At 56.1% G+C, this 13,748-nt stretch carries 14 protein-coding genes and 1 pseudogene; 9 read left to right on the top strand and 6 right to left on the bottom strand.

Annotated features, from left to right (window positions below; translation table 11 throughout):
- Nucleotides 1-39: 39 nt before the first annotated feature.
- Both ACR0D9_RS14060 and ACR0D9_RS14055 read left to right on the top strand, forming a co-directional pair.
- Nucleotides 40-171 (top strand): annotated as a pseudogene (locus ACR0D9_RS14060) (IS481 family transposase); the annotation flags it as partial.
- A gap of 550 nt (nt 172-721) precedes the next feature.
- Nucleotides 722-1,351, top strand: coding sequence for a helix-turn-helix domain-containing protein (locus tag ACR0D9_RS14055; RefSeq protein WP_480483605.1), 630 nt, complete (start codon nt 722-724; stop codon nt 1,349-1,351).
- Here the strand turns inward: ACR0D9_RS14055 and ACR0D9_RS14050 are convergent.
- Genes ACR0D9_RS14050 through ACR0D9_RS14030 form a run of 5 tightly spaced genes read right to left on the bottom strand, consistent with a single transcriptional unit; the run spans nt 1,329 to nt 5,692 of the window.
- Nucleotides 1,329-1,826 (bottom strand): GNAT family N-acetyltransferase, encoded by a 498-nt coding sequence (locus ACR0D9_RS14050; protein WP_480483606.1) that lies wholly within the window; start codon nt 1,824-1,826, stop codon nt 1,329-1,331. The two genes, ACR0D9_RS14055 and ACR0D9_RS14050, sit on opposite strands and share 23 nt — an antisense overlap.
- A 28-nt stretch (nt 1,827-1,854) precedes the next feature.
- On the bottom strand, nt 1,855-2,922 hold the full coding sequence (locus tag ACR0D9_RS14045; RefSeq protein ID WP_480508327.1) for a heme-dependent oxidative N-demethylase family protein: 1,068 nt from the start codon (nt 2,920-2,922) through the stop codon (nt 1,855-1,857).
- A gap of 13 nt (nt 2,923-2,935) precedes the next feature.
- Nucleotides 2,936-3,898: a PDR/VanB family oxidoreductase gene (locus tag ACR0D9_RS14040; RefSeq protein WP_480508325.1), complete on the bottom strand. Its 963-nt coding sequence runs from the start codon at nt 3,896-3,898 to the stop codon at nt 2,936-2,938.
- Entirely contained in the window at nt 3,895-4,491 is a 597-nt protein-coding gene (locus ACR0D9_RS14035) for a dimethylamine monooxygenase subunit DmmA family protein (protein WP_480539150.1), read from the bottom strand. The genes ACR0D9_RS14040 and ACR0D9_RS14035 overlap by 4 nt, the downstream gene beginning before the upstream one ends.
- 55 nt (nt 4,492-4,546) lie before the next feature.
- Nucleotides 4,547-5,692: an aminomethyl transferase family protein gene (locus tag ACR0D9_RS14030; protein ID WP_480487937.1), complete on the bottom strand. Its 1,146-nt coding sequence runs from the start codon at nt 5,690-5,692 to the stop codon at nt 4,547-4,549.
- 340 nt (nt 5,693-6,032) lie between these two features.
- On the opposite strand from ACR0D9_RS14030, the gene ACR0D9_RS14025 reads away from it, so the two are divergent.
- From ACR0D9_RS14025 to glnT, 6 genes are all read left to right on the top strand, one after another.
- A complete protein-coding gene (locus ACR0D9_RS14025; RefSeq protein ID WP_480483611.1) occupies nt 6,033-7,406 on the top strand; it encodes an ammonium transporter in 1,374 nt (457 codons plus the stop codon).
- 11 nt (nt 7,407-7,417) lie between these two features.
- On the top strand, nt 7,418-7,633 hold the full coding sequence (locus ACR0D9_RS14020) for a hypothetical protein (RefSeq protein WP_480483612.1): 216 nt from the start codon (nt 7,418-7,420) through the stop codon (nt 7,631-7,633).
- A gap of 147 nt (nt 7,634-7,780) precedes the next feature.
- Nucleotides 7,781-8,710, top strand: a complete 930-nt coding sequence (locus tag ACR0D9_RS14015) for a class II glutamine amidotransferase (RefSeq protein ID WP_480487935.1) — start codon at nt 7,781-7,783, stop codon at nt 8,708-8,710.
- Between the two features lies 1 nt (nt 8,711).
- A complete protein-coding gene (locus tag ACR0D9_RS14010; protein ID WP_480483614.1) occupies nt 8,712-9,395 on the top strand; it encodes a protein GlxC in 684 nt (227 codons plus the stop codon).
- A 20-nt stretch (nt 9,396-9,415) separates the two neighbouring features.
- Complete coding sequence (locus tag ACR0D9_RS14005; RefSeq protein ID WP_480483619.1) at nt 9,416-10,744, top strand: FMN-binding glutamate synthase family protein; 1,329 nt, start codon at nt 9,416-9,418, stop codon at nt 10,742-10,744.
- Nucleotides 10,745-10,825: 81 nt separating this feature from the next.
- Complete coding sequence (gene glnT, locus ACR0D9_RS14000; protein ID WP_480483615.1) at nt 10,826-12,154, top strand: type III glutamate--ammonia ligase; 1,329 nt, start codon at nt 10,826-10,828, stop codon at nt 12,152-12,154.
- A 69-nt stretch (nt 12,155-12,223) separates the two neighbouring features.
- Here the strand turns inward: glnT and ACR0D9_RS13995 are convergent, their stop codons facing one another.
- Nucleotides 12,224-12,673, bottom strand: coding sequence for a group II truncated hemoglobin (locus tag ACR0D9_RS13995; protein WP_480478526.1), 450 nt, complete (start codon nt 12,671-12,673; stop codon nt 12,224-12,226).
- A 129-nt stretch (nt 12,674-12,802) separates the two neighbouring features.
- On the opposite strand from ACR0D9_RS13995, the gene ACR0D9_RS13990 reads away from it, so the two are divergent.
- Nucleotides 12,803-13,648, top strand: a complete 846-nt coding sequence (locus ACR0D9_RS13990) for an EamA family transporter (RefSeq protein ID WP_480539148.1) — start codon at nt 12,803-12,805, stop codon at nt 13,646-13,648.
- The last annotated feature ends 100 nt before the right edge of the window (nt 13,649-13,748 follow it).

Genomic DNA, 13,748 nt, shown 5'->3' with positions numbered 1-13,748 from the left:
TCTTAGCGTTGGATTCCACACTCTTCCGCAATTGACCCCTACAACTTTGCCCTCAGACTGAAGACGCTCAGCGGTCTCGCACCATATGAATACATCTGCAAAATCTGGACATCAAAACCAGATCGATCCATCCTAAATCCAATCCACCAGATGCCGAAACTGAACACCTAACCCCGGCCGATGTCTACTTCGGACGCGGGCAGACCATACTAAGACAACGAGGAAGGACCAAACAAAAGACAATCGAAACCCGGCGCTTGCTCCACCTCGAATCCGCCGCATAATCAAAACAACCAGGTGAGCCTGATCCTCTCTTAGTTCAGGCGGCCAACTGTCCCAAATTCCCTGACGACAGGCAGCATGTCGCACTTTACGCAACTGGCGACATTTGAAGACGGTCGCTACGAAATGCGATTCTGTGGCGCAGTACTGAAATCGACCCAAGTAAATCGCTGGGTCGATTTAGCCGAGATTTCAGATTGATGCAGTGAAACCTGGCAGTCCAGCGTTTTGGCAAAACACCTGCGTGCAGCGGAACGGTTCCTGCGATTGAACAGCGTGCTCATATTCTCTGTCAGCATGATTATTTTACTATCAGGAAAGCTTGGTGCTATTGTGGTCCGAATTGGATGGGCTATTGCACCGCGCCTGGTTGCAGAACCGGTTTGGACAAGTGTAGCAAGACGTTGAAAGAGTGAAATTGAAAAAAAAAGACAAAGACATGGCGATAAATCTGAGTCAGGACCCGCATTCGGTTCGTTCGGGTGACAGGGAAAAAGTTCTCGAAGTCGCCATTGGTCGCGAGGTTCGAGCGTTTCGTAAACAGCAGAACATCACGGTTGCAGACCTGGCTCAGCTAACTGGGTTGTCAATCGGCATGTTGTCGAAGATCGAAAACGGCAACACGTCACCTTCTCTGACAACCCTGCAATTGCTGGCGGATGCGCTCTCGGTTCCTCTGACTAGCTTTTTCCGTCAGTTTGAAGAACGCCGCGAGGCGGTTCATACGAAAGCTGGTGAAGGGGTCGAACTGGAGCGCGAGGGAACTCGCGCCAACCATCAGTACAACCTGCTTGGGCATATCGGCGCCAATGGATCAGGTGTAATCGTGGAACCTTACCTGATCACACTGACTGCTGAATCCGATGTGTTCCCAACGTTCCAACATGGCGGAATTGAGACGATTTACATGCTTGAAGGCGAGGTAGACTATCGCCACGGGGACCAGATTTATCCCCTGAAGCCCGGCGATACCCTGTTCTTTGACGCCGACGCACCCCACGGCCCGGAACGGTTGGTCAATCTGCCGGCACGCTATCTTTCAGTGATCAGCTATCCGCAGACAAACTGATCGGCTTGCGCAGCAGGAAATCTGTGGGTCTGTCATACCCCTCATGGCTGCCCGTGCTGACAATCGTGAACCCAAGCCTGGAAAATATGCGATGGTTTTCAGTGAGCTCCACGCGCGTTTGCAGTTCCAGCGCGGGCAGGCCAAGCTGCGCTGCGCGGATTGCAGCATGATCCACCAAGGACCGGCAAATACCCTGTCCTCGCAATCCGTCCTTCACTGCCAGCTTTCCAAGGTACAAGCTGTCGGGCTTGGGCGTTAGAAACATGCAGGCGAAAAGCGGTCGGCCGATGGCCCAGATTTCTCCGCCACTTTGACAATGCGCAAGCATTCCGTCCACGTTCAGACGATGGATGGACGACGGAGGGTCGATCCGAGCATCCATGTACCGAAAGGACTCGCGCAGCAGCGCCAGAGCGTCATACAGAGCGAAGTCATCGCTCGGGATGAGCCACGGTGTTCTGTCTGGATCAGTCATAACAGCCAAGACACCTGACATTGCCGGTTTACTTTGACAAGGGGGGTTCCGTTTCCAGATCCGGCCAGATCCCGGGCGAGGTGGGCAACCCGTCGTCGAACTGGCTGAGATAGTCCAGCATCAGCGGCCGGTTGTCGATGAACCCTTTGTAGGTTGCCAGTTCCACTGGCAGATCACGAACAACACGATGCAGGCGACGACCCCATTTCGGTACAGTCATCAGATCCTGAAAACTACACAGATAACAGCGGATTGGGAATAACAGCGCGTTTGAACGCGGTAGTCGGAAGAATGTCTGCAACTCGACCCGAAGATGTTGTTTTTGGCCAATATTCTCCGGTGTCAGTGTGGTTTTCTGAATACCCCATTTATGGTAGTTCTCCGGGCTGGTATCCAAAAGCGGGTTGACCGTCATGGTCCAGTTCAGGCGGCGTGCGGGTGCGCCCTGCTGAATACTCAGCAAGAATTTCAGCGCACGCTGAAAGATACCCATCTCGTGGGCCAGTGGTACCGGGGCGTGCCATTCGAAAAAGTTCATGCCAATGTCGAAATCCAGGCTCCAGTCGGCCTGGGTGGTCACCATTCCGGCATCCATCCACAGCATGTCGTCACGTTGATCAAGCACCGCATAGTCACCCTGGGCCTGACGGGTGATATATTCCATCGGCCCGCAGGGCAGGGTGGTTTCATCCATGAAGGTAAAGCTGTGATCAATCCCCAATGGTTTGTTGATCCAGCGCCACTGGTTGCCGTTGCGGTGCAGTTCAAACAGATCCGGGTAATCCTCGGACTTGCAAACCATAATCAGTTCCAGAATGTCCCAACCCGCCAATGTCATGTGTGGCAAAGACTGGCAACGCAGCGGGTCCTGATCCAGAACGATGGCGCGGTCTTTCATTTCCGAAACATAATGTTCGTCCACATCGAACCGCTTTTCATAGACTGACCCTTCGGGCCCGCCGCGATGCTGTTCCATGTTGACCGAATACATGTAGCTGTCTTCGTGGAACGGAAACGGAAAGCGTTTTATCGCCCAGTCCGAGTTATGAAACGTATAATCGTCGCGGAAGGACTCGTCGTTGAATTGAATGGTCATGTTGGGCCTCCTCTCAGCGGTCCAGCACGAGGGACTTGCCCTCGAAACGCGATACACAGGGCATGATTTTCTTGCCCGCTGCCTTTTCCTCATCGGTCAGCCAGTGGTCGCGGTGAACGAAATTGCCATCATGATCCAGCACAACTGTTTCGCATTGGCCACAGGCCCCGCCGCGGCACAGATACGGTGCATCCACCCCTTCACGTTCGATCGCCTCCAGCAGGCTTTCATTCTCGCCCACATGAATAACCTTGTCCGATGTGGCCAACCGCACTTCGAACGGTTTGCCGGGTCGCGGTGCCAGAAACTCTTCGTAATGGACGCAATCCTCGGGCCAGCCTTCGGCAGCGGCGGTGTTGCGCACCCAATCAATCATGCCCTTGGGACCGCAGACATAAACATGCGTTCCCAAGGGTTGCCCGCTCAGCAGGTTCTTCAGATCAATCTGCTGGTTTTGGTCGTCGTAATACAGATGGGTTTCATTTGGATGCCTGTCTGTCAGTTGCTCGGCATAAGACGCCAATGCCGTGTTGCGGCACGCGTAATGCAGTTCCCAGTGCCCGTGCAGCAGTTCGAGTTGCTTGATCTGCGCCAGAAATGGCGTGATGCCAATGCCACCGGCCAGAAACAGGTGCTTGCGGGCGCGCAAGTCAAGCGAGAACAGGTTGACCGGGTAGCTGATGGTCATTTCATCACCCAGCTTGACCTGACGGTGCATGAACAAAGAACCGCCCCTGCCTTCATCATCACGGCGGACCGAGATCGTATAGGATGACTGATCAAACGGGTCGGACATCAGGGAATAAGGATTAAGCCGTGTGATACCGCCATCCTTCATTTCGACAACGGTATGCGCCCCGCCGGAAAATGTTGGCAACTGACCGCCGTCGATGCGTTCGAACCGGAACCGCGTCACCAGTTCATTCAGCGGGGTGATTTCGGTCACTTTGACCTGAATTTTCTCGGCACCGCTCATTCGTAAATCCCTTTCGGCTCGGGCACGTTGCCATGATCTTCGGCGTCGACGCGGACGCCCTGATAGGCGGCAAGCCGGCGGGAGTAGTGATCGCGCACGAACAGATTCAGCCCGCAATGCGAGCAGACAAATGGATCAACCTCGACATCTTCGGTGATGCCTTTGCAGTGCACACATTGCATCCGGCGTGCAACCGAACCGCGATGCTCGGTCTGTATTGCCGTGTGTGGCAGGCCGACTGCTGTCACCTCGTTCATGGCCTGTCCCATCATGCCCTCAGTACCGCTCAGATAGACCTGCAGTCCCATATGCGCGTCCTCCAGTACGCGGCGGATGCGTTGCAGCGCGGCCGCATAGGAAGGTCCTTCGTAGAACTGCGCGGGGTTCAGCGCCCGCAACCTTTCCGAGTAGTCCGTCCCTTTGGGGATATAGATCAGGTGCGTTTTGGCCATCAGATCAGGCGTCGCGATGTCGAGAACAGCTTCGGCGCCTTCGGCTTCGGCGATCATGAGATGATGGTCGCCCTGCCGAGCTTCCAGCGTGCCCCAGATCGGTCGGCTTGTGATTGACTTGGGAAATTCGAACTTTGACATTGTACCCTCAAATAGGAAAAGGGCGCCACGGTATGCCCGTTGCGCCCCCTGAAACTCAGCCCTTTGCGGTTCTGATCGATTTATCCTGATCGTAGAACGGCATCTCTTCCGCAGTCGCCGCTATTTCCGTTCCATCTCCGTTGCGCACCGTCAGCTTGGTTCCGGGCGATGCGCAGGCAACCGGCATCCGCGCGATACCCACGTTATGCCCGTTGATTTCGGAATACATGCCAAAGGTGACAACACCGACCTTTTCACCGTTCTGCAGCAGGTCCGCGCCCTCATTCGCCGGTGTCGTGCCTTCCAACTTGACGCCATAGATCTTGAACCGTTCCTTGCCCTTCGAGGCATAATGGTTCTCGGCGCCGATAAAGCCGGTCTTGCCGGGCGAGACAGTGAATTCCAGACCCAGTTCCCACAGCGTATCGCCACATGTCTCACCATCGAACGGATAGGTTTCCGAATTATCGCCCGGATAGAACAGCAGGTAACTTTCGGTGCGCAGCAAATCGAGTGTCGAGAACTGGACTGGTACGATGCCCATGTCCTTGCCGTCAGCCAGAATGCTGTCCCACAGATGCACAGCATGTTTGGCCTGACAGAAAATCTCGTACCCACGCTCACCGGTATACCCGGTCCGCGAAACCATCACCGGGCACCCATAAAGCTTGGTCTGCATGATGCCGAAATAAGCCAGGTCACGAATGCCGGGGATATGCTTTGCCAGGAAATCAACGGCGACTGGCCCTTGCAGCGACATATCATGCATGTCGTCGTCAAAAATGACCGAGCAGTTCTTGCCTGCCGCCACGGATGTCAGCTGCTCCATACCTGTTCCGGTGCCATGCACCACCAACCACGTGTTCACCGACAGACGATAGATGATGCAGTCATCAACAAACTTGCCTTCAGCATTCAGGATCGAGGCATAGGTCGATCGGCCCGGCATGATTTTTTCCACATTCCGCGTGGTGACGCGATCAATAACATAGGCGGCATCCTCGCCAACCACATGAACCTTTTTCAGACCGGACACATCCATAAGACCAGCTTTGGTGCGGATGGCTTCGTAGTCCGCTTTGGCACGTTCAGGGCTGTGGTCATAGAACCAAGCGGTCCCCATTCCGTTCCAGTCCTCAAGCTCGCCGCCGATCTCGGCATGGCGCTGCGCAAGGGCCGACGTCCTCCAAAGAATGGCCATGGTTCAGGTCTCCCGTTGATCGTTTTTGTTGGCCACATTGAGGCCGATGTTGGATTGAAAATCAACACCTGAGTGCAGAAAATTTTCCTGCTGGGAATATTTGCCTGCAATTTTTGCACCCTGAAAACATTCCTGAGAAAGGAATTTGTTAGTTGTTTGTCAAATGTTTAGGTCCGTTTTTGGTGTGCTAAAGCGTAGGTCGCGGACAGGCCTAAAAGGTGTTTGCCCCACATATCTATTGACAGGTCGCAAATGAAAATGTCCTCTGAGTAGATAAATATTCCCAGCAGGAAATTCTGCGCGGGCGGACCTCCTGCTGCAACAACAGGGAGACTACGAAGTGGATGGTAATCTAAACGCACTCACGACGGTCTTTACCGAGTTTTATTACTGGGTAACGGTCGTCTTCATGTTCCTCATCCATGTGGGCTTTTGCATGTACGAGGTCGGCGCAAGCCGAGCGCGTAACCACATGCACACATTGATGAAAAACATCATGATCATCCCGCTGGTGACGGTCACGTTCTTCTTCTTTGGATGGTGGATCTATTGGGCCTTTCCAAACTTTCCGTTCTGGGGCGGTCTGGATGCAGAAGCGGGTGCCGCGAATCTGCCTTGGGCCGACACAATGGCCACCAACCTTGGCGACAGAATCACAGGGGTCTTCTGGGCCGCATTCTTGCTGTTTTCGTGGACCGCGGCCTCGATCGTTTCCGGCTCGGTGATCGAGCGGATCAGATCTTCTGCCCTTTGGGTACATGCGGTGCTGATCGGGTCGGTCTTCTGGATCATCGATGCCGCATGGGGTTGGCACTATGCCGGCTGGATGGTGCGTGTTCTGGGGTATCATGATGCCTATGCATCCGGCGTTATTCACGCGATCGCGGGTGGGTATGCGCTTGGTGTGATCATGGTTCTGGGTCCTCGCCTTGGCAAGTTTGCTAAGGACGGAACGCCTCGGGATATTCCACCTCACAATCCGTGGATGCTGACGATCGGGATTTTCCTGATCTACACCGGCTTCTGGGGTTTCTACGCTGCCTGCAACGTTCCGGTGATCTCTCCCGAGGCGATTGACGGGCAGATCACTGGCGTGACCTGGACGGCAACAAACATCTATCTGGCTCCGACGACTCTCTCGGCGATTACCTTCAATTTCCTGATGTCTCTGTCTGGTGGATTGATGGCGGCGTATGTGGTTTCAAAAGGCGATGCCTTCTGGACGTTCTCGGGCGGGCTGGCCGGTGTTATCACAGCATCCGCAGGGAATGACCTGTACCACCCGATCCAGGCGATGATCATCGGCGCGATCGGTGTCGTGATTGTCTACAAGCTGCACTACTGGGTCGAACGCCGGTTCAAGCTGGATGATGCTGTCGGGGCGGTTGCAGTGCACGGGTACTCAGGTGTCATTGGCCTCATCATTGCTGGGTTTGTCCTGTGGGGTGTCCCGTCTTCGCCTTACGAAGGATATGCGACGATCAATCCGGTCGGACAGGTCACCGGTGCAGTCATAATGTTCTTTGTGCTGGGTTTCATGCCCGGTTGGATCGTGGCCAAGTTGCAAGCTGCTGCCGGTGTTCTTCGCATACCGGAAGAGGTTGAGCTTCAGGGCCTCGATTACGCCGAACACCATGCCTACGAAGATGCCAAAGCAGCGATCATCGCGGCTGACAAAGAAGAGCTGGCCGCCCGTGGCGCAGCCGCGAAATAGAGGAGAAGGTTATGTCTACAATCGGATATACAAGTTGGGCCGTTGATCTTGCCGAAGTCGGCCCGGTCTATCCCTTCCAGGGGTACGAAATTCTGATGGTCATCATCGGCGTCGTCTTCTGGATCGGCTGGCACCGTATCCAATTTGTCCGCGAGGGCGAGCATCTTGAAAAAGCCCGCCACGCAGGAGACGAAGACAGAGTAAAAGCACAGCTGGATCGTTATTGATCCGGTTCTGAGGACCGGCAATGGGCGCAAGATCAATGGATGCGTCCATTGCCTGACAGGAAAAAAACTTTCCTGCTGTTATTGATATCCTGCAGAATAATTGGTACCGTCGAATCATAACGAAACACACAAGGAGATCTGCCAGCCATGTGCGGAATTGTTGGATTATTCCTCAAAGATCAGTCCCTTGCTCCTCAACTGGGCAATATGCTGACAGACATGCTGATCACGATGACAGATCGTGGCCCCGACAGTGCCGGTATTGCGATTTATGGCGCAGAATCGGCGGGTAAAACCAAGATTACGGTTCAGTCCCCCAACCCCGAAACCGATTTTGTCGACCTTGCGGACGAGTTGGGCAAAAGCTTGGGCACATCTGTTGGTCAAAGAAACAACGACACACATGCCGTTTTGGAAATTCCCGCCGGTCAGTTCGAAGCTGCACGCGCCGCGCTGGCTGAGATCCGCCCGTCGGTCCGGGTGATGAGCCGTGGTGACAGCCTTGAAATCTACAAGGAAGTCGGCCTGCCGAAGGATGTTGCCGAGCGTTTTAACCTCAGCGGAATGAGCGGCACGCATGGCATTGGACACACCCGCATGGCGACGGAATCTGCGGTGACCACAATGGGTGCCCACCCGTTCAATACAGGGTCTGACCAATGTCTGGTCCATAACGGGTCGCTTTCCAACCACAACTCGTTGCGCCGCAAGCTGCGCCGCGCGGGTGTAACGATCCAGACAGAGAACGACACCGAAGTTGGCGCAGCCTACCTGACCTGGAAGATGATGAATGGTGCCACCTTGGGCGAGGCTCTGGAATCCAGCATTGATGATCTGGACGGTTTCTTCACTTTTGTCGTGGGAACCAAGGACGGCTTTGGCGTCGTGCGTGATCCGATCGCGTGTAAACCAGCCGTGATGGCTGAAACCGATCAGTATGTGGCTTTTGGCAGCGAGTATCGCGCCCTAGTGAACCTGCCCGGCATCGAAGATGCACGAGTTTGGGAACCTGAACCGTCCACCGTTTATTTCTGGTCGCACAACGACAGCCCCACAACCCACGAAAAGGCCGCCTGATATGCAGACCTATGATCTAGAGGCAGACGGGCTGCGCGGATTGAACTCTTGCTTGCAGGCACAAAATTCCGAGACCAACCAGACCCGTTGGGAAATTGTAAATCCCAAGGGCAGCCATGCGATTGCCGTTGGGCTGGACGCGCCGATCGAGGTGACGGTCAAGGGATCGACCGGGTATTACTGCGCGGGGATGAACCAGCAGGCAACTATCAAGGTCGAAGGGTCCGTCGGGCCGGGTGTTGCAGAGAACATGATGTCCGGTCAGGTCATCGTCGATGGTGACGCCAGCCAATATGCCGGCGCGACCGGCCATGGCGGATTGCTGGTGATCAAGGGCAATGCAAGCTCGCGCTGCGGCATTTCGATGAAAGGCATCGACATCGTCGTGCACGGCAATATCGGCCACATGTCCGCCTTCATGGCGCAAGCCGGAAACCTGGTGGTCTGCGGAAACGCAGGCGATGCGCTGGGGGATTCACTCTACGAGGCGCGGCTGTTCGTGCGCGGCTCGGTCAAAAGTCTTGGTGCCGATTGTATCGAGAAGGAAATGCGTCCCGAACATCTGGAGATACTGAAAGACCTGCTGGACCGGGCGGGCTGTGATGCCAAACCGGAAGAGTTCAAACGCTACGGCTCGGCTCGGCAGCTGTACAATTTCGACATCGACAACGCCGCCGCATACTGAGGAAGAAGGGTATGAAAGATATGGACGATCAGATCCCCCGCACCCTGCCGATCCAGTCGGCGACGTTCTCCAACCCCATCAATGCCGAGATCCGACGCGCTGCTGCGACCGGCATCTATGATATTCGCGGTGGCGGAGCCAAGCGCAGGGTCCCTCATTTCGACGATCTGCTGTTTTTGGGCGCATCCATCTCGCGCTATCCGCTGGAAGGATATCGCGAACGCTGCGATACCTCGGTAACGCTAGGCACACGTTTTGCGAAAAATCCGATCAAGTTGGACATTCCGATCACCATCGCGGGTATGAGTTTCGGCGCGTTGTCTGGTCCTGCCAAAGAGGCTTTGGGCCGTGGCGCATCTGCTGCGGGCACGTCGACCACAACCGGTGATGGCGGCATGACCCCGGAAGAACGGGGTCATTCATCCAAGCTGGTCTACCAGTATCTGCCCTCGCGCTACGGCATGAACCCGAATGATTTGCGTAAGGCGGATGCGATTGAAGTCGTGGTCGGGCAAGGCGCTAAACCCGGCGGTGGCGGGATGCTTCTGGGTCAGAAGATCAGCGACCGTGTGGCCGAAATGCGGACCCTGCCCAAAGGCATCGACCAGCGTTCGGCCTGTCGCCATCCGGACTGGACCGGGCCGGACGATCTGGAGATCAAGATCCTTGAGTTGCGCGAAATCACCGGTTGGCAGGTGCCGATCTATGTCAAGGTCGGCGCGACGCGCCCCTATTATGATACTGCACTGGCGGTAAAGGCCGGGGCTGATGTCGTGGTCATGGACGGGATGCAGGGTGGCACAGCTGCCACGCAGGATGTGTTCATCGAACATGTTGGCTTGCCCACACTGGCCTGTATCCGCCCCGCCGTGCAGGCGTTGCAGGATCTAGGTGTGCATCGTGAAGTTCAGTTGGTCATTTCGGGTGGCATACGAACAGGTGCAGATGTGGCCAAAGCATTGGCGCTTGGGGCCGATGCGGTCGCCATTGGCACCGCCGCTCTGGTGGCCCTTGGCGACAACGATCCCAAATGGGAATCCGAGTATCAGAAACTGGGCACGACCACAGGGGCCTATGATGACTGGCACGAAGGGCGCGACCCCGCTGGCATCACAACGCAGGACCCAGAGCTTGCCGCGCGCTTGAACCCCGTCGAAGCGGGTCGCAGGCTGCGCAACTACCTGAAGGTCATGACGTTAGAGGCGCAGACCATTGCGCGCGCCTGCGGTCACAACCACCTGCACAACCTCGAGCCGGAGGACCTGTGTGCCCTGACCATGGAGGCCGCCGCGATGGCGCGGGTGCCCTTAGCGGGAACCAGTTGGTACCCGGGCAAGGAAGGGTTCTGAACATATGCGACGCGGCCTCCTGAATGGGGGCCGCGTTCTTGCTTTGAAAACCGAAAATTCAACAGGGAAAGGAAAGCAATCGTGACGACAGATCTCGCAGCTTTCGCAAAAGAAAAAGGCGTCAAATACTTCATGATCTCGTTCACCGATCTGTTTGGTGGACAGCGGGCCAAACTGGTGCCAGCGCAAGCCATTGCCGAGATGCAGGAAGATGGCGCTGGTTTTGCCGGGTTTGCCACCTGGCTGGATATGACCCCTGCGCATCCTGACATGCTGGCGGTGCCGGACCCGTCATCGGTGATCCAGCTGCCATGGAAGCCAGAGGTGGCATGGGTTGCGGGCAACTGTGTGATGGAAGGCAAGGACGTCGCGCAAGCCCCGCGCAATGTTCTGCGCCGCCTGATTGGCGAAGCGGCAAGCGAGGGCATGCATGTCAAAACCGGGATCGAGGCCGAGTTCTTTTTGATGACCCCGGATGGCGAACAGATCAGTGATCCGTTTGATACAGCCGAAAAGCCCTGTTATGACCAACAGGCCGTGATGCGCCGTTATGATGTGGTGCGCGAAATTTGTGACTACATGCTGGACCTGGGCTGGGGTCCGTACCAGAACGACCACGAGGATGCCAACGGCCAGTTCGAGATGAACTGGGAATTTGATGATGTCCTGCGCACAGCAGACAAGCATTCCTTCTTCAAGTTCATGGCAAAATCGATCGCGGAAAAACACGGGCTTCGGGCGACATTCATGCCGAAACCGGTCGAAGGACTGACCGGCAATGGCTGCCACGCCCATATCTCGGTCTGGGATGCGCCGGGTGATGCCGCCAAAACCAATGTATTCGCAGGAGAGGGTGACGGCCCAACCGGCGAGGTTGGTCTGGGAGAACGCGGCAAGCACTTCCTCGGCGGGATCATGAAACACGCCTCGGCACTGGCGGCGATCACCAACCCCACGGTGAACAGCTACAAACGCATCAACGCGCCGCGGACGATATCCGGTGCTACCTGGGCGCCTAACACGGTGACCTGGACCGGCAACAACCGCACGCACATGGTGCGCGTTCCCGGCCCCGGACGTTTCGAATTGCGCTTGCCCGATGGCGCAACCAACCCCTACCTGCTACAGGCCGTCATCATCGCGGCCGGGCTGTCAGGTATCCGGTCCAAGGCCGATCCCGGCAAGCGCTGGGACATCGATATGTATGCCGAAGGCCATAAGGTACGCGGTGCACCGAAACTGCCCCTGAACATGCTTGATGCGCTGCGCGAATACGACAAGGACAAAGAGCTGAAGGCGATGATGGGTTCCGAATTCTCGTCAGCTTTCCTGAAAATGAAGCATCAGGAATGGAACTCTTTTGTTTCCCATTTCTCGCGCTGGGAAAAAGACAACACGCTCGATATCTAAGTCGGATTGCAGGGTTGCATATCGGGGCCGCGCCATAGGCGGCCCTGTTTCTGCGATGGCCACGCGAAGTTAGTCGCTCTTTTCACGCTGTGTGTCACGGGCATCTGCGCCCGCATCCGCCTCCAGCCGCCAGTCAGGTACGTCATTGACCAGCATGAGCGCCGCCCTGCGCAACGTCACGCGCATCCTATCGACAACCGGACCGGACATGCCGCAATCCGCCAGCGCGGCGTCAAACGTCTCCAGCCAAAGCTCGGCATCAGCTTCGCGGATAGGGACATGCGCATGAATTTCGCGCAGGTCCATATGACCAAATCGTTCGCGGTAATAGGCCCGCCCTCCCAGAAAACCGCTGAGAAACTCGAACTGGGCCTGTCTGGTATGGTTTAGCCCATGGCCGCGAAAGTGTAGCCTGTGCAAGGAATAAACTGCCGGATCCGTTTCCATCCGATCATAGAAACGCTCAACCAGACTGCGCAGCCGGCTCTCACCGCCAAGTTGCTCTAATGCAGACGTCATGTGCTGCCTCTTACTGCCTTTGGCTTCAATAATATTGCATAACAGGAAAATAAGTTTAATACCAGTGACAGTTTGACGTATGCATGGTCTCAAGCGGATTGAAACAAAGCCGATGATGGTGATGACAAAATGACTGCTCTGGCGCTTGGCCTGGTCGCGGCACTTTGCTGGGGGATACACGATCTGGCAGTACGTTATGTCAGCCAGTCTGTCAGCGTGATCGCGTCGCTGATGGTCGTGCTGATATCGGGCGCGGTGCTTCAGTTTGGTCTGACGGTGACGCTGGGTACATTTGACTCGATTTCTGGTGCCGCAGTGTTCACCGCTGTCGCCGCGGGCGGGTTTTATCTGTTGGCGGGTATCAGCATGTATGCCGCTTTTCAGCGTGGCCCGGTTCGGTTGGTTGCGCCACTTGTCGCGAGTTACCCGGTCTTGTCCGTGTTGCTGGCCATGTGGCGTGGTGCAACTATCAGCCCGCTGCATTGGCTTGCCGTCATTGCGATTGGCATCGGGGTTTCCGTGGTCGCAGCCAAGTCCGAACGGGATGCGGTGGTGTATCCGGCAACAGGCCCAACAATACTGCTGTCGCTGGTTGCGGCCGTCGGCTTCGCGGCGGCCTTTGCCCTAGGACAATATGCAACCGAGCTTAGCAACGAGTACTCGGTCTCGCTGGTCAGCCGATTGGCGGCAATCCTGACTCTGGGGATGGTTGCTGTGGCATCTGGAAAAGCAATTTGGCCCGGACCCCAAGCGATGCCCCTGTTATGTGTGATGGGTGTTCTGGATGCAGTTGCCATCCTTTGCGTGGTCTCAGCGGGTGGTTTGCCCAATGCACAATTTGCCTCGGTCTCGGCATCCGTTTTTGGGTTGTTAACCGTAGTTCTGGCCTGGGCCATATTGAAGGAAAAAATGGCTCTTCAGCAGTGGCTTGGGTGTTGTGTTGCATTTGCAGGTATAGGGTACCTTGCACTCTGAAACGCCCCGCTCCGGCCCCCGTGTTTATCAGGCGGTCAGGCCTTCTGGTTCTGGGAGTTTGTTTGCGCGGCAGCAGGCGGTGAGGGTGTTGGCCAGCAGG

It is taken from the genome of Ruegeria sp. AK11, from assembly GCF_056541095.1.
Note: the sequence above shows the minus strand (reverse complement) of the source record. Positions and strands in the feature narration are given on the sequence as shown.

What these genes read in the sequence shown, in the direction of transcription:
- ACR0D9_RS14055 (WP_480483605.1), top strand. Translation starts at nt 722, where the DNA reads ATGGCGATAAATCTGAGTCAGGACCCGCATTCGGTTCGTTCGGGTGAC.
- ACR0D9_RS14050 (WP_480483606.1), bottom strand. Translation starts at nt 1,826, where the DNA reads ATGACTGATCCAGACAGAACACCGTGGCTCATCCCGAGCGATGACTTC.
- ACR0D9_RS14045 (WP_480508327.1), bottom strand. Translation starts at nt 2,922, where the DNA reads ATGACCATTCAATTCAACGACGAGTCCTTCCGCGACGATTATACGTTT.
- ACR0D9_RS14040 (WP_480508325.1), bottom strand. Translation starts at nt 3,898, where the DNA reads ATGAGCGGTGCCGAGAAAATTCAGGTCAAAGTGACCGAAATCACCCCG.
- ACR0D9_RS14035 (WP_480539150.1), bottom strand. Translation starts at nt 4,491, where the DNA reads ATGTCAAAGTTCGAATTTCCCAAGTCAATCACAAGCCGACCGATCTGG.
- ACR0D9_RS14030 (WP_480487937.1), bottom strand. Translation starts at nt 5,692, where the DNA reads ATGGCCATTCTTTGGAGGACGTCGGCCCTTGCGCAGCGCCATGCCGAG.
- ACR0D9_RS14020 (WP_480483612.1), top strand. Translation starts at nt 7,418, where the DNA reads ATGTCTACAATCGGATATACAAGTTGGGCCGTTGATCTTGCCGAAGTC.
- ACR0D9_RS14015 (WP_480487935.1), top strand. Translation starts at nt 7,781, where the DNA reads ATGTGCGGAATTGTTGGATTATTCCTCAAAGATCAGTCCCTTGCTCCT.
- ACR0D9_RS14010 (WP_480483614.1), top strand. Translation starts at nt 8,712, where the DNA reads ATGCAGACCTATGATCTAGAGGCAGACGGGCTGCGCGGATTGAACTCT.
- ACR0D9_RS14005 (WP_480483619.1), top strand. Translation starts at nt 9,416, where the DNA reads ATGGACGATCAGATCCCCCGCACCCTGCCGATCCAGTCGGCGACGTTC.
- ACR0D9_RS13995 (WP_480478526.1), bottom strand. Translation starts at nt 12,673, where the DNA reads ATGACGTCTGCATTAGAGCAACTTGGCGGTGAGAGCCGGCTGCGCAGT.
- ACR0D9_RS13990 (WP_480539148.1), top strand. Translation starts at nt 12,803, where the DNA reads ATGACTGCTCTGGCGCTTGGCCTGGTCGCGGCACTTTGCTGGGGGATA.